General features: G+C 41.2%; 17 protein-coding genes and 1 pseudogene. 4 read left to right on the forward strand and 14 right to left on the reverse strand.

Features of this window, described 5'->3' with window-relative positions:
* The first annotated feature begins 1 nt into the window (after position 1).
* Positions 2-1,507 carry a DUF1501 domain-containing protein gene (locus tag J2X69_RS19600; protein WP_310107174.1) on the forward strand — a complete coding sequence of 502 codons (1,506 nt, stop codon included), beginning with the start codon at positions 2-4 and terminating at the stop codon, positions 1,505-1,507.
* A gap of 50 nt (positions 1,508-1,557) precedes the next feature.
* Entirely contained in the window at positions 1,558-2,940 is a 1,383-nt protein-coding gene (locus J2X69_RS19605) for a c-type cytochrome domain-containing protein (RefSeq protein WP_310107177.1), read from the forward strand.
* A gap of 165 nt (positions 2,941-3,105) precedes the next feature.
* Here the strand turns inward: J2X69_RS19605 and J2X69_RS19610 are convergent, their stop codons facing one another.
* From J2X69_RS19610 to guaA, 4 genes are all read right to left on the reverse strand, one after another.
* Positions 3,106-3,459, reverse strand: a complete 354-nt coding sequence (locus J2X69_RS19610) for a Spx/MgsR family RNA polymerase-binding regulatory protein (RefSeq protein ID WP_310107180.1) — start codon at positions 3,457-3,459, stop codon at positions 3,106-3,108.
* A gap of 29 nt (positions 3,460-3,488) precedes the next feature.
* Positions 3,489-4,784: a glutamate-1-semialdehyde 2,1-aminomutase gene (gene hemL, locus J2X69_RS19615; RefSeq protein ID WP_310107183.1), complete on the reverse strand. Its 1,296-nt coding sequence runs from the start codon at positions 4,782-4,784 to the stop codon at positions 3,489-3,491.
* Between the two features lie 3 nt (positions 4,785-4,787).
* Entirely contained in the window at positions 4,788-6,437 is a 1,650-nt protein-coding gene (locus J2X69_RS19620; RefSeq protein WP_310107185.1) for an ABC transporter substrate-binding protein, read from the reverse strand.
* Positions 6,438-6,578: 141 nt separating this feature from the next.
* Positions 6,579-8,108, reverse strand: a complete 1,530-nt coding sequence (gene guaA, locus J2X69_RS19625) for a glutamine-hydrolyzing GMP synthase (RefSeq protein ID WP_310107187.1) — start codon at positions 8,106-8,108, stop codon at positions 6,579-6,581.
* A 215-nt stretch (positions 8,109-8,323) separates the two neighbouring features.
* Here guaA and J2X69_RS19630 point away from each other — a divergent pair, with 215 nt between their 5' ends.
* The gene (locus J2X69_RS19630) at positions 8,324-8,926 is read left to right on the forward strand and encodes a hypothetical protein (RefSeq protein ID WP_310107189.1); all 603 of its coding nucleotides are present in this window, start codon (positions 8,324-8,326) and stop codon (positions 8,924-8,926) included.
* A 298-nt stretch (positions 8,927-9,224) separates the two neighbouring features.
* On the forward strand, positions 9,225-9,821 hold the full coding sequence (locus tag J2X69_RS19635; RefSeq protein ID WP_310107192.1) for a hypothetical protein: 597 nt from the start codon (positions 9,225-9,227) through the stop codon (positions 9,819-9,821).
* Between the two features lie 46 nt (positions 9,822-9,867).
* Here the strand turns inward: J2X69_RS19635 and J2X69_RS19640 are convergent, their stop codons facing one another.
* From J2X69_RS19640 to J2X69_RS19685, 10 genes and pseudogenes are all read right to left on the reverse strand, one after another.
* Positions 9,868-10,863 (reverse strand): phosphotriesterase, encoded by a 996-nt coding sequence (locus J2X69_RS19640; protein WP_310107194.1) that lies wholly within the window; start codon positions 10,861-10,863, stop codon positions 9,868-9,870.
* 12 nt (positions 10,864-10,875) lie between these two features.
* Positions 10,876-12,018: a hypothetical protein gene (locus J2X69_RS19645; protein WP_310107196.1), complete on the reverse strand. Its 1,143-nt coding sequence runs from the start codon at positions 12,016-12,018 to the stop codon at positions 10,876-10,878.
* Between the two features lie 437 nt (positions 12,019-12,455).
* Positions 12,456-13,151, reverse strand: a pseudogene (locus tag J2X69_RS19650) (head GIN domain-containing protein).
* A gap of 459 nt (positions 13,152-13,610) precedes the next feature.
* The gene (locus J2X69_RS19655) at positions 13,611-16,037 is read right to left on the reverse strand and encodes an ABC transporter permease (RefSeq protein WP_310107198.1); all 2,427 of its coding nucleotides are present in this window, start codon (positions 16,035-16,037) and stop codon (positions 13,611-13,613) included.
* A 155-nt stretch (positions 16,038-16,192) separates the two neighbouring features.
* Positions 16,193-16,882 carry a head GIN domain-containing protein gene (locus J2X69_RS19660; protein ID WP_310107200.1) on the reverse strand — a complete coding sequence of 230 codons (690 nt, stop codon included), beginning with the start codon at positions 16,880-16,882 and terminating at the stop codon, positions 16,193-16,195.
* A 272-nt stretch (positions 16,883-17,154) separates the two neighbouring features.
* The gene (locus J2X69_RS19665; RefSeq protein WP_310107201.1) at positions 17,155-17,616 is read right to left on the reverse strand and encodes a carboxymuconolactone decarboxylase family protein; all 462 of its coding nucleotides are present in this window, start codon (positions 17,614-17,616) and stop codon (positions 17,155-17,157) included.
* A 195-nt stretch (positions 17,617-17,811) separates the two neighbouring features.
* A complete protein-coding gene (locus tag J2X69_RS19670; RefSeq protein ID WP_310107205.1) occupies positions 17,812-18,267 on the reverse strand; it encodes an SgcJ/EcaC family oxidoreductase in 456 nt (151 codons plus the stop codon).
* Between the two features lie 63 nt (positions 18,268-18,330).
* Entirely contained in the window at positions 18,331-18,486 is a 156-nt protein-coding gene (locus J2X69_RS19675; protein ID WP_310107207.1) for a hypothetical protein, read from the reverse strand.
* A gap of 95 nt (positions 18,487-18,581) precedes the next feature.
* Positions 18,582-19,157, reverse strand: coding sequence for an NAD(P)H-dependent oxidoreductase (locus J2X69_RS19680; RefSeq protein WP_310107208.1), 576 nt, complete (start codon positions 19,155-19,157; stop codon positions 18,582-18,584).
* Between the two features lie 152 nt (positions 19,158-19,309).
* Entirely contained in the window at positions 19,310-19,555 is a 246-nt protein-coding gene (locus J2X69_RS19685) for an Ada metal-binding domain-containing protein (RefSeq protein ID WP_310107210.1), read from the reverse strand.

Consider the following 19,555-nt stretch of genomic DNA (forward strand, 5'->3'; position numbering starts at 1 on the left):
TATGAAGAGTCTCGATAAAATGCTCGCTGAGTTTGCACAGCAAAAGCTGGAAAAGCAGACAAGAAGACATTTCCTTATGGACTGCGTATCCAAAGTTGGCGGTCTGGCAATGGCTCCACTTTTGTTTGGATGTGGTACTGATTCATCCATAGGATCCACGGGATTAAACCTAAGTCAGCGGGATCTAAATCCACTTTCTCCTTTGCCGCCACCATTCGGAGCTAAAGCAAAATCTATCATTTACCTCCACATGGCCGGTGCGCCCTCCCAGCTGGAGCTTTTTGATTACAAACCGGAGCTGGTAAAATATCATAACCAACCTTGTCCGGAATCGCTTTTGGAAGGAAGAAAATTTGCCTTTATCAGAGGTGTTCCCAACATTCTGGGTCCTCAGGCTAAGTTTTCCCAGCAGGGAGAATCCGGGGCGTGGATCTCTGACTATCTTCCACATTTTCAGAAGCTAGCCGACGAAGTTTCTTTCTTGAAAGCTGTCCATACTGATCAATTCAACCATGGACCTGCCCAGCTATTTATGCAAACGGGAAGTGCCCGTCTCGGCCGGCCTAGTCTAGGCAGCTGGGTAACCTATGGATTGGGTACAGAAAATCAGAATCTTCCCGGTTTTGTAGTACTTACTTCAGGCGGAAAAACTCCGGATGCCGGCAAAAGTGTATGGGGAAGTGGATTCTTGCCCTCAGTATATCAAGGTGTACAATGCCGATCCAAAGGAGACCCAGTTCTGTATCTTGATGATCCTGAGGGAATGTCCCGCAACTTAAAGAAAAACGTCATTGATGCCATCAATACGATAAATCGGGAAGAGTTTGAAGCTTACGGTGATCCGGAGATTCTAGCTAGAATCAATCAGTATGAAATGGCTTACCGCATGCAAATTGAAGTACCTGAAGTAATGAATATCTCTGATGAACCTGAATCAATTCATGCGCTCTACGGCACCAAGCCCGGTTCAGAATCATTTGCCAACAATTGTCTCCTTGCACGAAAAATGGTGGAAAAAGGTGTTCGATTTGTTCAGCTGTATGATTGGGGTTGGGATACGCACGGCACAGATCACGACGGATCCATCGATATGGGCTTGAGAAATAAATGCCGCGAGATCGATAGGCCTATTTCAGCTTTATTGCTTGATCTGAAACAAAGAGGAATGCTCGAAGATACGCTAGTGGTCTGGGGAGGTGAGTTCGGGAGAACTCCGATGCAAGAAAACCGAGAGGGAAAAACGCAGAGTTTTATGGGTAGAGATCACCACGTAGATGCGTTTACGATGTGGATGGCCGGCGGAGGTATCAAACCCGGCGTTAGTTATGGACGAACAGATGATTTTGGCTTTTCAGGAGTTGAGGATAAAGTTTCTGTCCATGATATCCATGCCACAATTCTGCATTTAATGGGTTTTGACCACGAAAAATTTACCTATGAATTTCAAGGAAGACCATTCCGTTTGACTGATGTTGAGGGTGAATTGATCAATAAAATACTAGCATAATCAAGTGACAAACTATGAAGATAAGCATCCCATTAAGACGAGTAGACTAAATGATTAATTTTATATTACCATTGTTCGGACGATTTCATCCGATCTTGGTTCACTTGCCGATTGGCTTCCTGGTCTTTGGGGCAATCCTGATTTTTTGGGCTGGAAAGAAGTACGGCGCATATGCACCAGTAATTCAATTAGCCTTTCTAGTCGGTGGGTTTTCTGCTCTTCTGGCAAGTATGAGTGGTTTTTTGCACTATCAAAATGAAGGGTACAGTTGGGATACAGTCAAGTTTCATCTGATTCTTGGTATCCTCACTACACTGCTATCTTTTGGAATGTGGTATCACTTGAAAAAATCAGTACTCAGCCCGATACCACTAAAGTTACAATCAGCGGGTTTACTGTTTTTTTTAACCGTTACCGGGCATTTAGGAGGAAATATCACACACGGTGATGATTACTTCACCGAAGTTTTGCCGCCTGGGCTACAAGCCTTCCTTGGAGGCAATACCGGAAATGGTGAACCACTTGAACTTCCTGCTGACAATTGGGAAGAGGTAGAATTCTATGCCGGAGCAATAAAGCCAATTTTAGACCGGAACTGCAAAAGCTGTCATAACCCTAAAAAACTGAAAGGCGAATTGGATCTGAGTTCCTTCAAAGGAATTCAAAAAGGCGGTGAAGACGGTATGATTCTAAAAGCTGAAAACGCTGAAGAAAGCCCACTCCTGATTAGAATGCTTTTGCCGGAAGATCATGAAGATCATATGCCGCCGAGGGATAAACGTCAGCCAAGGAAAGAAGAAATCGAACTGATCAAAGCATGGATTGAATCAGGGGCCTCAGAAAAAGTAAAACTAGGTGAATCAGCAATTAATGAGAGTTTGATTGAGCCATTCTTCAAAAAGAGAGAAAGGCCATTTTATCCAATTGCAGAGCTCCCTAAGCTTGCGCAAGATTTCATTTCCAAACTCAGAGAGCAGGGCTTTTTCGCAGAAGCGGTGAAGAAAGATTCTCCTTTGTTGAAGATCAGCTGTGTGAATTTTCAGGCTTTTTCTGATTCGGACTGGCATATGCTCCAGTCAGCAAAAGACCATATTGTTTACTTGGATCTGACAGGCACTGCTATTACCGATATACTATTAGAGCAAATTGCCATACTTCCAAACCTGACTGTTTTGAAACTTAATAAGACGTCTATCGAAGGTTCAAGTTTGGAGAAGCTAACTGAAAACAAAAGCTTAAAACTACTTTATATCAATAATACCAAAGTCCCTCTTGACAAATTAACACCTCTTGATGGCCATCCAACACTGGAAAAAGTATTTGCTTTTGAAACGCCTGCAGCTGATTCAGCCAGTTCTCCTCAATTTAGCTTTCACCTGGAAGCAGGAAGTCTCAGTTTGCCACCTTTGGCTTCGGATACGATTGTGTATTAAAAAGTAAGTCTCCCGCCATGGCTCAAAGGTGCAATTTCTTTTTTTGAGGTTTGAAACTTAGAAGAATTTATAGTTGGATTCGAAATCCGTTAATAAAGCTTCATAATATCAAACAGCGACTTTAAAACATTGCGCCGTAGCGGGAGACAAAAACATACTAGATTATTACCTCAAATGCCCTTCAATTTCCTCCGGATCAAAACCCAAACCAATACTTCCGTCTTTGTAAACAATCACCGGCCGCTTGATCATGCTTGAGTTTTCTTCTAAAACCGGAATCGCCGTCTCCTCATTCTCAAGAGCTGATTTCTGATCATCAGTCATTTTCCGATAAGTAGTTCCTTTTTTATTCACAAGAGAAGACAAATCAGTTTTTTTCAAAAATCCTTCTAAAAGTACTGCGTCCGGCTTTTCTCTTTTATAATCGATGAAGTCATAGTCCACTCCCTTTTCCGTCAGGAAATCGAAGGTTTTCTTCATCGTGTTGCAATTTTTGATACCGTAAACTTTGATTGACATGATTCGCGATTTTTATGACTTTATCTTTATTATAACCCCAATACCTCCACCACAGCTTCCTTATGAGCAACTAAAATTTGATCGATCACCTCAGCCTTCAGCGCTGTGGACAAGAACAAGCTTTCAAACTGGCTTGGTGCCAAATAGACTCCTCGCTTTAGCATTGCTTGGAAATATTTCCCAAACAACCCGGTATCGGAAGCCTTTGCGCTTTCAAAGTCAAACACAGGCTTATCAGTAAAAAACAATGAATACATGCTTCCCCTGCTATTCACCGTATAGTTCAAGCCCAATTCCTGATTGATACTTTTTATACCATCTGTCAATGTTACACCGATGTGATTTAGTTCTTTATAAACCTCCGGATGATCATTCAAATACCTCAACATAGTCAATCCCGCAGCCATGGCAATTGGGTTGCCGGAAAGTGTGCCTGCCTGATAGACCGGACCTGCAGGAGAGACGAACTCCATAATCTCCCTCTTCCCTCCATAAGCACCTACAGGCATTCCTCCACCGATGATTTTGCCCAAGGTGGTCATATCAGGAGTTACTTCGAAAACTTCCTGGGCGCCGCCCTTTGCCAAACGGAAACCCGTCATCACCTCATCGAAAATCAAGACTATTCCTTCTCGGGTGCAGATATCCCGAAGACCTTGTAGATAGCCTTCCTTAGGAAGACAAAGCCCCATATTCCCCGGAACAGGTTCTAATATCAACGCAGCAATTTCACCCGGATTTGCAGCGATCAATTGCTCTATAGCTTCCAGATTATTGTAAGGAGCAATCAAGGTGTCTTTTGCTGTCCCTTTAGTCACCCCCGGAGAATCAGGATCGCCCATGGTCATCGCTCCCGAACCGGCAGCGATCAGAAACGAATCACCATGTCCGTGGTAATGCCCTTCCATTTTGATAAACTTATCGCGGCCGGTATATCCTCTGGCTACACGAATGGCAGACATCGTAGCTTCAGTTCCGGAATTTACCATTCTGACTTTTTCTACCGAGGGAACCATGCTTACAATCAGTTCAGCAATCTCAACTTCTCTGGCCGTAGGTGCTCCAAACGACGTTCCGTCACTCATAGCTTCCATTACAGCTTCTCGGATCAGGGGATTATTGTGCCCCAAAAGCATAGGTCCCCAGCTATTGATCAGTTCGATGAATTTATTCCCATCCTCGTCGTACAGGTAGGCTCCGTCCGCTTTTTTGATAAAAAGGGGCTCACCACCTACTGCTCTAAAGGCACGAACCGGTGAATTCACTCCTCCCGGTATGAAATTTTGGGCTTTTGCAAAAAGCTCCTTACTCTTAGAGATATTCATTGATTAATCTAAAGGTTTCAATTTCCCTGCTTCTAATGTAAACAGAGGTACATATTGATTATTATGAGTGCCCTGGAAGTTAAATCCCCAAGTCAATTTACCCGTTTGGAAGGCACTTTGGTTCAAGTTTTTCCTCAAATCAAAGCCTTTGGTATCAGACATATTGGAGGCAACCCAATTTATCATTTCTACACCAAGTGCGGCATTCATACTGGGAAGATTCAGGTATCTGTTGAAAAATTTATTCCGGAATTGCTGCATAGGTTCCGCATAGAAGTTCAGGGTGTTATTGCCTATAAAGTAGAAATTCGGAAACTCCAGCATTTCATAATTGGCAAAATTAAAACCTAACCAAGAATCCATGACCAATGTCGGTATGGAAGCCGTGATGGATTCCATCAATGAAAATGCCGGCTGAGCAATAGACGGATCGTCAGAAAGCAAAATAATCTGATCCACAGACATGCTTTCTTCACCTCTGCGAATTCCCAGCCCCTGCAAAAATTCACTGGTATTGCCAGGCTTGATTTGCTCAAATTCCACCAACTGAAATCCTTCTTTTCCCAGCTGATCTTTCAGTATTTTGGCCAACATCTCGTCCCTAGAACTTCCGCTGTATCCTATCGCTACTCTTTTACCCCAATCCTGCTTTTTCAAACCTTGCACAATTCCATTTGCAATAGAACTTACGGAAGGTCTGAAAAGGTAGCTGTAATTCAATTCTTCAAATCTATTCCCTAAGTTAGAAAGTGGATGAACAAACGGTATCTTAGCCGTTTCCGCAAAGTTGCTGACCACATCGGCTTCTTCGGGGTAAATGGGCCCAATGATAATATCAGCAGAAGCTATAGCAGGATCTGCCAACAAAGCTTGCAAATGGGAAACGTCTCTCTTCGAATCAAAAGTCAACATATTGACTTCAGTCCCTTTCTGCTTTAATTCCTCAACCCCATATTTCAATCCCTGGTACAATTCAAATACAAAATCGTTCTGAGCAACACTTGACAAATCTTTACGGGATGAATTGGTAAACGGCAAGATTACTACTATATCCAGCACTTGGTCTTTTACCGCATTTTTACTTTCGTTAGCCTTTCCCTGTAGCTCATAATAAGCAGCCCGCTCAGTAGCAGAAAGTATACTCTGGTTTTCCAAAACACGCTTAAGTGCTTCTCCATAGCCTTTATTCTCTTTGAACTTTGAAAAATTGCCTATCAAAAAACCGGCACTCGCCTGCTTCAGATTTTCGTATGTAGCATTCTCCGCCATCCCCATAATCGCCTCATTCTTGATTTTTCCGATGAGCTGAAGTGCTTCAATATTCTGTTGATTCTTAAAATAAGCTATGGCCAAAAGATATTTTGCTTCATCCGATTTGGCCCAGTTACCTGCCACTACAGGTTCCAATGCAGCTATTGCCTCTGCGGGCTGATTCGCTCCAAGTGAAGCTTCAGCCAGATGAAAAGCTGCGTAATTAGCCAAATTACCATACGCTTTTGGATCAGTAAATTGCTTGAAAAGTGAGATTGCTTCCCAGTAATTTTTGGCAAGCAATTCGGACTGAGCCTTGCGATATGCATCCGGAGCGGGATTTTGAGCAAAGGAAAAACTCAAGATGAAAAATACCGGAATTACTAAAAGAAATTTTTTCATTTTATCGAAGTGAATCTAACATCAGACAGGGAGTGCAAATTTAACCCATTATTTTCAAACCCAAAGTTCAGACCGGAAAGCCTTGAAAAGTAAAAACCCGAAGATTTTTCTCCGGGTTTTATAATTTGAGATTTCAAATTTCTATTCCCACTCTATCGTAGCAGGTGGTTTGGAAGAGATATCGTAAACCACGCGGTTTACACCTTTCACTTTATTGATAATGTCATTGGATATCCTGCCCAAAAATTCATAAGGAAGATGGATCCAATCAGCAGTCATGCCATCTACAGAGCCTACCGCTCTTAGCGCAACTACTTTTTCATAAGTACGCTCATCACCCATTACGCCCACAGACTGGATAGGTAGCAGCATTGCTCCTGCCTGCCAAACGTCATCGTATAGACCATGATCTTTCAAGCCCTTGATAAAAATATGATCTACCTCCTGAAGTGTCTTCACTTTTTCTGCAGTGACATCTCCCAAGATACGGATTCCAAGCCCCGGTCCCGGGAACGGATGACGACCGATGATAGTTTCTACAATCTCCAGCGCACGTCCCACTTCACGAACCTCATCTTTGAACAGCGTATTCAATGGCTCTACTACAGAAAGCTTCATGAAATCAGGCAATCCACCCACATTGTGGTGGGATTTGATGGTAGCAGAAGGGCCTTTTACAGAGATCGATTCGATCACGTCCGGATAGATGGTTCCTTGTCCGAGCCATTTTACGCCTTCGAGCCTATTGGACTCTTCATCGAAAACCTCGATGAATGCATTTCCAATAGCCTTTCTCTTCGCCTCAGGATCTGTGACTCCTGCCAGCGCATCATAAAATTTTTGCTTCGCATCTACACCGATTACATTCAATCCCATGTGCTTATACGACTCCAAAACTTCTTCGAATTCATTCTTGCGAAGCAAGCCATTATCCACAAACACACAGATCAACTGATCGCCAATCGCCCGGTGAATCAGTGTGGCAGCCACAGAAGAATCCACTCCTCCTGATAGCCCCATTACTACTTTGTCTGCTCCGATTTTAGCTTTCAAATCGGCTATACTCGCATCGATGAATACATCTGAAGTCCAATCTTGGGCACAGCCACAGATTCCGACCACGAAATTTCTAAGTAAATTCTTACCCTCGGTTGAATGCGTTACTTCTGGGTGAAATTGAATTCCGTAGGTTTCTTCATCCTGAATTTTGAAAGCAGCCACACGAACTGAGTCCGTGCCGGCGATTACTTCAAAATTTGCAGGTAGATTCTTGATTGTATCTCCGTGGGACATCCACACTTGAGACCCATGAGTCATTTCTTTCAGCAAATCATAGTGATTGTCAATATGATTCAGGTTGGCACGTCCATACTCTCTGATCTCAGAGGGAAGTACTTCTCCGCCGTATTTCTGAGCCAATAACTGTGAACCGTAGCATACGCCTAAAAGTGGAAGCTTACCTCTTAAAGCATCTAAGTCCAAATCAGGTGAACCCTCGTCCCGCACTGAGCATGGGGAACCTGAAAGTATCACTCCTTTGATATCGGAAGTGATCTCAGGCACTTTATTATAAGGGTGAATTTCACAATATACATTCAGCTCTCTAACTCTTCGGGCGATGAGTTGTGTGTACTGAGAACCGAAATCGAGGATCAAGATTTGTTCTGCCATGCGCAAAGGTAATCAGCCAAGGTGGCTTCCTAAAATCCGACAAAGAAAATTTGGTGTGAGAATTTTGAATAATGGGAGAAGGCACCAATGAGATATAGCTTAAAAACTTGAATTATAACAATTTAACAAGTTTTTAGTTAAAATAAACTAAAGACTATTTTTTAGTGAAAAGATTATTAGATGTTTGTTAAAACAACTTTTAAAACCTTTTTATCATGAAAACAAATCTACTATTTCTCATCCTTTTCTTCGTGAGTTTATTTCCCATAGCATCTTATGCACAGGAAGAACCTAAATTACAATACACCGTAGGATTCGGTTCATCCATTGACGGAATGAACTTGCTATGGGGTCTAAACTTCTCCAATGAATTGAATGTAAGACTGGGAAAAAGAACCTCATTCAATGCAGGACTCTCATTCTATCAATCACTGGGTAGTTTGGAGGAAGAAACATTACCTATCTATTCCAATGGAAAAAATAATGAACAGTCATCCGGCATTTTTATAACACCATCGTTCAAATACGACATTGTCCAACGCCCTTCCGGATTCAAGTTGGCTTTTTCGGCAGGTCCCTCACTACAGCTTGGTGGAGAATCAGTTATTCGAGGCTATTTTTCTGAAGTCCCAACGAAAACTTACGTGACTAACAAATATCAGCGTATTGGATTGTTTATGGAACTGGAAGCTGAATGGAACTCCAAGAATCCAAATCGTAAAAACGCAGTCAGTCTTTCCGCATTTGGAGCTGACAGTTCCATGCCATGGTATCTAAACGCTACCTATAAAATGCGATTTAAACTCGGAAATAAATAAACGTAAAATTCTATCTTGCATCCTTTAGTTTAATGTAAAAGAACTCAAGTTGCCCGAATGATACTCAAGTCTATTCTTTCTTTGTTTCTTCTAGTCCTTAGTATAACTTCTTTTGCTCAAAAAGCTCCGCTTCAGAAAATCACAGGATAAGATTAAAGAATTAATACCCGTCGATGATGAAAAAACTATGAGAAAAATAACGCTGGCAAAAGCAGCGATCAAAGCTCAGGTGATGGATTTTAATTCTTAGTTAAAACTAATTTTATCCATATATTTGAACATACTTAGACCGACTTTTATGAAAAAATCTCTTCTTGTTTTTTCTGCACTTTTCCTGTGCTTTTTACACTCGTCCGCTTTTGCCCAAGACAAAGAAAAGTTGACTTACTATGTGGGTATAGGTCCCACCGTAGATGGAAATGGCGGGCTTTTAGGGGTTAATGTTAGTAATGAATTAAGTTTTGGATTAGGTAAGAGAATTTCTCTTAATCCATCATTAACTTATTATCAGTCTATCAAATACTGGGATGAGAAGGAAAGCTATAAACAAGACAATTCTTCCGGGCTCTTTACAAACGTGACACTCAAATACGATGTGTTGAAAACAAAAAAAGATTTCAGGATCTCATTGGCATTTGGGCCATCCTTCCAATTAGGAAGTGAAAATGGATACGGAGGAACTGTTTTAAGGTTTGATGGGATTGAAAACTATTATGAAAAGCTATTTACCGTCGAGCGTTTTGCCAGATTAGGCTATACCCAGCAGATCGCTTTCGATTGGAAAAGCAAAAATGAAAACAGACGAAATTCTGCCGTAGTGAGTATGTCTTCTTTTAGCGGATATTGGCCTTGGTATTTGATGGCGACTTACAGAATGGGATTCAGGCTAAAATAAATACCTACTTCCCTTACTTGAAAATTGATCATTGAGATTGAGAATTTCACCTTCCAAACGCTCTTTTCGGGTTTTCTTCCAGCAGCATCTTCCAATCTGATGCTGTAAATCCCCTTTCATTCAATGTGGGCATCAATTTTTGGAAAATATTGGTGAAGGGCACAAAATCTCCGCCGTCAGGCTTTTCGGGATCATACCATCCGGCATCGTGGGAAATCAGCACTTGATCCAAGATTTTATTTTCCTTGGCAAAAAGTAAGCGATCGATGTACTCATCCACGCTCCATCCTATTCCATCCAGACTTATCCACACGCCCATGTTTGCAGCAGTGAGATAATTCCGGAAATTCTGCTCAGCTTGTGCATGTACCCAAATAAAGGCTGAAGGATCAATTTCCATTTCCTGTAGAATAGCCACCTCCTGACTTGCTGTAGCCCAAGTCCCCGTATGGGAAGCTATTTGCAATCCGGTTTTCTGATGCGTGAGCCCTGCTGCCATGACCAGTTTTGCATCGATTTGCCGAAGAGGAGTTTCTTCGTTTACAGAGATCTTAATAAATCCCGGTTTGATTCCTGTCTCCCCTATTCCGTTTTCAAATTCCTCAATCCATCGATTCGCCAATTCTTCGGCACTTTCAGCAAAAGCAAACGCCGGCAAGTACTTATTGTCTACAGCTCCATAGAATCCGGTGTTTGTCACCAGTTTGATTCCGGAGAGCTCGCTTAGCTTTTTCAGTAAGATCACATCCTTTGCCAAATAGGAAGGTGTACAGTCGAAAATCGTCTTCACTCCAAGTTGCTTTACTTCCAGCAAATACGGTAAAACTTTAGCAATTACTTCGTCCTGATCATACCGCTCAGGTGAAACGGAATCGGCTCCGATAAAATCCACCAGCATATGCTCATGAATCAAAGTAATTCCCATAGAATCAGCGGGGATCGAGCCTGTGACGGCATTGATGAAAGGAGGATTGAGCTCAGGTTTTGAGCAGGAAATTGATAAAAAGATGACTATAATAAATAAGACATGAAATTTTCTCATCACTAAATTTACTTATCTCAGCTCATAAAAATAAATGGTCTGCATATCCTTTTCGACTGCTTCGGGGTCTTCTCCCGGTTTGGCACTAGAATAAAGCACATCACGTACTGACCATAGTCTTACATCCCATTTGCCTTGCCATAGTTTCTCTTGATCTTTGAATATCTGGTAATTAGGCAATAATTTATATTTATCTGACAACTCACTAAACTCAGTACCTCCAAGATAATCACGTGGAAGTTTGTCAACTTCCTCTTGTGGAGCAAAATCATCAAACAGGGTTAATAAATAGCCATTTGAAAACACAAAATTGGTATATTCTGAACTGGCTAAGGCATTTAAAAACCCTTCAAATGATGCCTCATCCCTTGTCGGTAAAATCTGTCTGTAGCTTTTACCGGGATTCAAATCCCATTTTCTTTTCAATTTCAATTCAGGGATCCCATAGACATACATTTCAGGAGAATTTGGAAAAAGCACAAACATCTCTTCATTGACAATTTTTACAATCGGATCCAAATTATTGTATTGTCCGGGAGTAATAGCCAATTGGCTTTCAGCAGGAATGAAATCTGAACTAAGGATTTCCATAGAATTGAGATCTCTGATTGTAATAAACGGATAAGCAATACTAAAATCATCTGATTTATAAACCTCATTCGCATCAGATTTATCGAGTGAAAATGTATAAAAGGAATCCTTATGAGTTAGTGCAGCTCGACTGCCTACAATTCTACGTGTAACCAAGTCAAACTCCAGTTTTATTGCTTCCTTTAGATTAAAATCCAAGTCATAAATAAAAGCGCCGGCAAATGTTAAAATAAGAATTTCATCTTCTCCTATATAATTGGCTGTAGTAAAATACTTCTGCTTGTAACTATCCTTGCCGTCTTCACTTCGATTTGCTTTGGTAAGTATGCGCCCTTCAGAATTGATTCTAAGAAGTTCATTCGTAGTCCAATCAAAGAAAAGATATTCCGAATGATCTTCTTTGACATCGATCATCCCTAGCTCTGTGAGGTGATCGATCATCAAGCTGTCTTTAATCACCAATTCGGGAATATAGACGTTTGATTGCGTTTCTTTGGACTGTTCGCAAGCGAAAAAACCAGCCAAAACAAGTAATAGTAAAAATCTCTTAATAGCTCTGAACATTCTGATAATCTAGGCTTAGATGCAAGAAATTCAAAATTGAAAGTGCAATTTTTAAATCTTAATAGCAAAATCACTCTATGTAATGATCCTTTAGCCTACAAATGATAAGATTCATCCTATGCCAAGGTGCTAAAATAGAGATTGTGCACTGTGAGCTACAAAAACCTCGGTTGGTAAGCTTGCCAAACTACCGAGCGCACTATGGCTAAAAACCAGGTTTGAAAAAAAATCCCCCAAACTTTCGCCTGAGGGATTAAATTGATAAGTTTTCCTGACTTATGTATGTCCGCTTTTCTACCACCAAAGAAATTAAAGCATCAAAGGATTTGGTGTACTTTATCATTTACGCCACTTCGGTCTTCGGTCTCCCGTCTTCCTACCAAATAAGCCAAGGCACTAAGGAGCCTGGCATCATTGCGGATAATCATATCCCGATTCTATCTTTTTCTTAGACTGCTTGATCCTGATGTTTTAATTTCTCCTATAGTGGGAGAACCGGAGTAAATCACATCTCCTGATCCTGAAGCTTTCACCGATACTTTTCCCAAGTCGCCTACATGCGTATTTCCGGAACCTGATTTGCTAACTGTCAATTCGCCAATTGCCAGGTTCTCTCCATGGAAATCCCCCGAACCGGATTGTTTGATTTCTGCCTGATCTACTTGTCCTCCTTTGATTTTAAGATCAGCAGAGCCTGAAATAGAGACATTGAGTTCTCCGGCTTCAAGCTTGTCCATCAGGACGTCTCCCGAACCGGAAAGACCCGCAGAAAAAGCTTCTGTTCTTACGGGCGAAGTGATTTTGATAGTTCCGGAACCTGAGCACTTTACTCCTTCCAATTCTTTGTAGGTGATTTAGAATTTCAATTTGACGTTGTTATAGTTCCCTTTCACCAAACCCACACTCAAGACATCCCCGTCAATTTCAGTTCTGACTTTGTCAAGCGACACTCCTTTGGCTTCGATTTTTACTTCTTCCTTGTTTCCTTCGGTCATGATTACCTCCCAGCTACCGCCGGAACTTACTTTGGTAAAATGTCCCAGAGCTCTGGTTTCTGTTTGCTGAGCTTGGACACACGATGCCATCACCAATGCGGAGATTGCAAATGCAATAATTTTTGAAGAGATTTTCATAGTAGTATAATTGAAAGATTGCAAAATTTTAAAGACTTGTTGCTGAGTTCTAAAGGTTAAGATGCGGTAAAGTTGAAATGATGAAGGAATTAACTTTTAAGGATTGGTCAAGCTTCTTTTCATTAGATGCAAATTCCTAAGGAAAAGTTGCGCAGGCAGATCTCCTTTTGTTGATTCTTAAATCTTGTCTCTCGTCTCTTGATTCTTAAATCCTGTCTCTTGATTTCAGACAATGGATTAAGGATTAAAAGTTTAAGGGTTAAAAGATTAAAGATTAATTGGTTGTATAATCTTCATTATTCGGCATTCATCATTCGGTATTCAATATTTCTGGACTGTTGAGCTTTACTTAATACTATGAGAAGAGATTGCCACACTCCTGCGTCGTTCGCAATGACGCTCCGAACTGATTTCTGTACTTGACTCTTGTTTCCTGACTCTTGCTACTTGCTACTTTTTTTACTCGCTTTTAATACTTTTCACAGGATTAGCCAGAGCCGCTTTGAGCGACTGCAGCATGACGGTGCCGGCAGCGATGGGACCTGCGATCAGGCCCGCCCATAGAAATACAGTCCAGTTGATTCCTATTCTATAAGCAAAATCCTCCAACCAGCTGGTCATTCCAAACCATGAAAGCGGCACGGCGATCAGAAACCCAATCAACACCAGTTTCATAAAATCTTTGCCCAGCAACATCAAAATATTGCCGGTCTCCGCTCCCATCACCTTTCTGATCCCTATCTCACGGGTTCTCTGCTCAGTAGCGAAAGTCGTCAGTCCCAATAATCCCAGAACTGAAATCAGCACAGCCAATGCGGAGAAGAAAGTGAAAATGGTTTTAACCCGCTGCTCAGCTTCGTATTGCCTATTGAATCCCTCATCAACAAATATCGGTTCAAAAGGAAATCCCGCATGCAGCACTGCCCACTCTGACTCAAGATAAGCCAGTGTTTTCTCTTTAGTAGCTTTCCCTATTTTCAAACTTACCCTACTGGATCTGTCCTGAGTGATCATAAATACGATAGGAACAATTGGTTGGTGCAATGATTCAAAATGAAAATCCTTCATCACACCTGTTACAAAACCACTTCTTCCACCATAATTGAATTTCTTGCCTATGGCTTCCTCCGGGGATGACCAACCAATCTCCCTGATTGCTGATTCATTCAGGATAAATGCCTCTGTGGAGTCACTTGCCATCTTGAAATCAAAGTTCCTTCCGGCTACAATCGGAATTCCGTAGGTGTCTAAAAACTCATGCCCTACATGAATATCAGCAATCCTTACATCCAACTGGGACATTTCTCCGTTGATTTCTGCGCTTCCTCCCTGAGAGTCCAATAATCTCCCTGAAGGCACCCTACTGGAAATAGAAACTGCCGAGATTCCGGGGTTATTCAATAGGCGGTCTTTGATGATCTGATAGTTTTCATTGATCATCGGGCTAGACGGCAGTACCACAATGTCCTCCTTGTCAAAACCAAGGTCTTTGGACTGCATAAAATCAAGCTGACGCACCACTACGATCACTGCTACGATCAGCATGACAGATAGGGCAAATTGTCCCACCACCAATATTGACCTAAAATTCTCATGGCCTTTTCCTACTTTAAATGTTCCTTTTAGAACTTTGAAAGGAGAAAATCCCGATAGAAATAATGCAGGATAGCTACCTGCCAATAATCCTACGCCAATAGCCAAGCCTATCAATGCGAGAAGGTATTCGGGGTGTTGAATAAAATTTAGACTTAATTCCTTATGTGTGAAACTTGCAAAAACAGGCAAGAAGATGTAGGCGATAATAACTGCGAGAAATAATGAAATAAACGTCATCACAAAGGATTCCCCCATAAACTGCTTTACCAACCGCACCCGGTCTGCCCCCATGACTTTACGAACTCCCACTTCCATGGATCTCAGGGAAGAACGGGCAGTGGAGAGATTCATGAAATTGATACAAGCTATCAACAGGATAAACAAGGCTACCGCCACGTAGACAAATACGTAGTCAATGTTGCTATTTGCCTCTATTTCTGAATCCAAATTAGAATATAAATGAATGTCCTCCAGCGGCCATAGGCTCAGAGCGGTAGTTTTGGACATGGGGATGCCTGCTTGGGCTTCTCCCATCGTCCGATCAATCATGGCAGGAAACCGGGATTCCAATACGTTGTAATCGACACCTTCCTTCAATAATACGTAAGTGGAGAAATTATTGGAACCAAAATTACTCATAAACGGCTCCATGCCTCCGTAAAATTCAACCACCGGATTCATAGACGCAATAAAATCCGGATGCATATGCGAATTGTCCGGAATATTCTCAAAAACACCCCGCACCTGAAAAGTCATTTTAAGGCCATCTACTTCCGCCAGCAGCTCCTTGCCAACAGCCCCCAAGTCTCCAAAATATTTCTTGGCCATATCTTCAGAGATCAGAACCCCATCTGATTCAAGAAGGCCGGCTTTAGGATCTCCCTCCAGCATTTTCCAGGAAAACACATCAAACACTTCGGGATCCGCAAAGAAAAACTCATCTTCCACAAAGGTGTTTGCACCGGATTTAATCAAAAGCCCAGTATTAAAAAATCTGACGGCTTTTTCCACCTCATCTTCGAAGTTTGACTTAATAATAGGACCAAAAGGCGGAGCCAAATGCCCCAGATGTAAGCTCACCTCTCCGTTAGCATTACTCCAGCTCCTCGAAATCCTATATATTCTCTCCGATTTGGCATGATACGTATCATAGCTCAGTTCATGCTGGACAAACAAAAAAATCAGAATACTGACTGCCATTCCCACAGCTAATCCAAACACATTAATAAACATGTACAGCGGATTTTTTCGTGTATTTCGAATGAGTATTTTAAAATAGTTTTTTAGCATGATGTCATGATTGGAATATTGAAAGAACTTGTCTGCCGTGGCGGATTTAAAAATTGTAAGATTGTAATAAGCTGAAGTGGCGAGGTGGTAAATCCGGGAAGCTTTAACCTCCAACTCTTGTTTCCGGGCTCTGACTTCTTGATTCTTCAGTCTTGCTACTTCTTAATCACCTTGCTGGAACCGGAATTCCCGATTTTCTTATTCTCAGGATTGCCTCTGTAATACACATTTCCGGATCCTGATGATCCCACAGTGAGATTTTCGCCTGCACCTATGGATGTATGCCCTGATCCGGATTTTCCGATTTTCACAGAGTTCGCCATCAACTCAAGTCCATTAAAATCTCCTGAACCGGACTGGCCAATATTAGCTGTTTCAGCACTTCCTCCCTCTATGGATACCGTTCCGGAGCCGCTCATTCCTACATTGAGTGAACCCACATTAAGTTTTTGCAATTTCACATTCCCACTTCCGGACTGACCTACGTTGAATTTATCGGAAGAAATATCAGATGTCAAAGTCATGTCACCGGAACCTCCTGAGCCTATGCTTTCGAGCTCTCTCACCGTGATGTGAGCCTCAAAATTGACATTTCTGTGATTCCCTTTCTCCAGTGAGATTTCAAGCTTTCCGTTTTTCACTTCAGTGATTACCTTCCCGAGATCAAAACCTTGGGACACCAACTTTACTTCATCTTTGGATCCAAGTGTGATAAAAACATCCCAGCTTCCGCTTGATTCAATAGCATGGAAAGAACCCGGCGTGCGGATATCAGTTTGCGCTTGCACTGCCGCGCCCAACAAGAATAGAAGAAGGACAAAGGCTGTAATTTTTGAGATTGTCATAGCGAATTGATTTAAGTATAATCCACCAATACTTTTCAGAGATTGTGCCATTACCAAAAAACGCCTTTTCACTCGTTTTAACAGTATTTCACAATAAAAGACCTGTCCGAGCAGGAGCTTTTTTGTGCGCTTGCGAACATTTATTAATTTTTCTAAGGAAATTTGTCTTCTTAGGCACCACCCGGCTGATTGGGTTTAGCCAGTGGGCCCTTCTTATAAAAGAAGTGCTCACCTAAAATGTATTCTTACTCTCAGCCATGAAATAAAGCTATTTACGATTCCTGCAAAACTTTATAGTTGCCTGGAACGGTGCCAAGTACTTTCATGTACCGATTCCATAAATTTATCTGGTTAATAATCAAAGTCAAGTCTGCTATCTCTTGGGTCGAAAAATGAGCACGAAGCTCTAGAAACTGTTCATTATTGAAATCCCTCCTACTTATCAAGGTCAAAGTTTCAGCAAATTCCAAAGCAACCCTCTCCTTGTTTGTATAATAGGAACATTCCTTCCAAGCGGAAAGAGAATAAAGTCTGATTTCACTTTCTCCATGATGTATGGCTTCTTTGAAATGCATATCCAGACAATAAGCACAGTTATTAATTTGAGAAACCCGGAATTTTATCAATTCAATAAGCTGAATCGGAATCCCGCATTTTTTGATATAACCTTCTGTTTGCATCAATAAATTGATCAATTCAGTTGAGATTTCTGAAAACTTGATTCTTTCTTTCATTAGAATTACACTTTATGATTTTGCTTCTTAGATATAGTTACTTTCACTTTTTCGCCACTAAAAAACTAAAGAATTTAGGAACGTCAATTTGGGTTTACATTAGAGATTCTTCTTTCTGCCGGTCTATAATACCAGGACACAAAAACAATCAGCAAAGTCAGAAAACGAAAAGATATCTCAATAACCGGATCCCCATTAAAACTTCACGCTAGCTACTTCAATTGTATCACTTTCAGCTATAAGTGTATTGTGAAGAGTCTTAATCAACCATCTGCCCTCCAACTTCAAAAACACGCAGGTCATGATCCCATTCATTTCTTGCGGTGGATTATCAGGGTGAGAAGGCTTGATTCCGGACCAATTGCTCAAGGCTTGAACTAATGCCACCTCAGGTTTTATAAATTCTATTTTCCTTAATGTAAGATTGAAAGTTTTAGGTTGCCCCGTTTTGATCAACATTTCATGGATTCGCTTATGGCCTGCAATATTATCCTCATTGTTTTTCCACCAGCCTCCATTTCTGTTGATGTAGTCAACATCATCTGTAAATAACCTGCCCCAAGAATCCATGTCATGAGTATTCCAATAGATGACATAGTTATTTAAAACTGTTTCTATTTCAAGAATGTCAGATCGCTGTTTTATCTCCATCGGTATCATTTGATTTTTTCCCAACTACCAAATCCCCTACGTTATTAAAACGATAATTAAGTATTAAGTTAGTTCAAAACAGCTAAATCCCATTCTGAATACCGTCTGATAAATAACTGTCGAAGGTATTTCAAATCCACACTCCACCCTCAGTACATTTTCCCAATCGTCCAAATCCACATTGACATGTTGGACTCCTTCTATTTTAAGAATCTCCATACATACCAAATCCACTTTGACTTTATTGTCTATATTAGATGCAAACACTATTACCACAAGCTAAATTATTTTACAGGAAGATATACAGAAATTATTCAGCTAACATTTTCATATTTCTTCGGTTTTTTTGCAGTGGAAACAGCATTGGCAAACCATAAAAATTGGTCAATGAATTTATCCGCATTTCTGACAAACTCCTCATCAACAGGATTTAAGTTATCATCAAAGACATGGTCTACACGCCGGACTAGCAGTTTGACAGGTAAGGGATAGGCTCCCAAACTTAAAACCACATGCTGCAATTGGACAGACGCATTGATCCCTCCCATTTTACCTGCAGAGACAGCGGCAACACCAATCGGTTTTCCGGAAAACTCGTTCCAGAAATAATCCAGTGTGTTTTTCAAAACTCCGGAAAAACTTCCATTATATTCCGGGGTCACAAAAACCATCGCGTCGGCAATTCCCAATCGGTTCTCCATCTTTTGGACAGCTTTATGCACAACTGGATTTTCATCTGCAAAATCATCAAAAATGGGCAGTGGGTCATCCAATGGGTCAACTAGGTCAATCTCCACTCCACGACCGGAAAGCTGCTTCTCTAGGTAACGGCACACCTGTATGGATTTTCTGTTTTTCCTTATACTTCCTGCCAGAATTACAATTCTCATTTCTTACCGGATTTTGATTATAAATGAATTTATACAAATCTAGCGGACAGGTCAGTGCGGCAAAAGAGGTAAAAAAGACAAAGAAGGCAGGTGATTTTGCCATTTTTCCTCTTTCGATAACTCTGATCGTTTGAAGCACATCTACATCATTATCAAAGCATTGATTGTTTCCAATTTCGATAATTTTTTCTCAAACAATGACTACAAGGACGATACCCATACTGTAGAGCCTCTTCTTCTGAAAAAAAGAATACTCTGGACTCCCTTTTCAAACGCTTTCCGGAGCGACAGGCCAAAGTTCCATAAATTTTAAGCTTCCGATTTCCACCAAAACTAATTACACGGCGTTGGATTTTGTATCGCAAGTCCTCATTGGTTATTTCGTCGTGAGGGATCAT

Origin of the sequence: Algoriphagus sp. 4150 (genome assembly GCF_031457395.1) — a bacterium.
Taxonomy (GTDB): Bacteria; Bacteroidota; Bacteroidia; order Cytophagales; family Cyclobacteriaceae; genus Algoriphagus.

Coding starts and splice junctions, on each gene's coding strand:
- J2X69_RS19600 (WP_310107174.1), top strand. CDS start 2: ATGAAGAGTCTCGATAAAATGCTCGCTGAGTTTGCACAGCAAAAGCTG.
- J2X69_RS19605 (WP_310107177.1), top strand. CDS start 1,558: ATGATTAATTTTATATTACCATTGTTCGGACGATTTCATCCGATCTTG.
- J2X69_RS19610 (WP_310107180.1), bottom strand. CDS start 3,459: ATGTCAATCAAAGTTTACGGTATCAAAAATTGCAACACGATGAAGAAA.
- hemL (WP_310107183.1), bottom strand. CDS start 4,784: ATGAATATCTCTAAGAGTAAGGAGCTTTTTGCAAAAGCCCAAAATTTC.
- J2X69_RS19620 (WP_310107185.1), bottom strand. CDS start 6,437: ATGAAAAAATTTCTTTTAGTAATTCCGGTATTTTTCATCTTGAGTTTT.
- guaA (WP_310107187.1), bottom strand. CDS start 8,108: ATGGCAGAACAAATCTTGATCCTCGATTTCGGTTCTCAGTACACACAA.
- J2X69_RS19630 (WP_310107189.1), top strand. CDS start 8,324: ATGAAAACAAATCTACTATTTCTCATCCTTTTCTTCGTGAGTTTATTT.
- J2X69_RS19635 (WP_310107192.1), top strand. CDS start 9,225: ATGAAAAAATCTCTTCTTGTTTTTTCTGCACTTTTCCTGTGCTTTTTA.
- J2X69_RS19640 (WP_310107194.1), bottom strand. CDS start 10,863: ATGAGAAAATTTCATGTCTTATTTATTATAGTCATCTTTTTATCAATT.
- J2X69_RS19645 (WP_310107196.1), bottom strand. CDS start 12,018: ATGTTCAGAGCTATTAAGAGATTTTTACTATTACTTGTTTTGGCTGGT.
- J2X69_RS19655 (WP_310107198.1), bottom strand. CDS start 16,037: ATGCTAAAAAACTATTTTAAAATACTCATTCGAAATACACGAAAAAAT.
- J2X69_RS19660 (WP_310107200.1), bottom strand. CDS start 16,882: ATGACAATCTCAAAAATTACAGCCTTTGTCCTTCTTCTATTCTTGTTG.
- J2X69_RS19665 (WP_310107201.1), bottom strand. CDS start 17,616: ATGAAAGAAAGAATCAAGTTTTCAGAAATCTCAACTGAATTGATCAAT.
- J2X69_RS19670 (WP_310107205.1), bottom strand. CDS start 18,267: ATGGAGATAAAACAGCGATCTGACATTCTTGAAATAGAAACAGTTTTA.
- J2X69_RS19675 (WP_310107207.1), bottom strand. CDS start 18,486: ATGGAGATTCTTAAAATAGAAGGAGTCCAACATGTCAATGTGGATTTG.
- J2X69_RS19680 (WP_310107208.1), bottom strand. CDS start 19,157: ATGAGAATTGTAATTCTGGCAGGAAGTATAAGGAAAAACAGAAAATCC.
- J2X69_RS19685 (WP_310107210.1), bottom strand. CDS start 19,555: ATGATCCCTCACGACGAAATAACCAATGAGGACTTGCGATACAAAATC.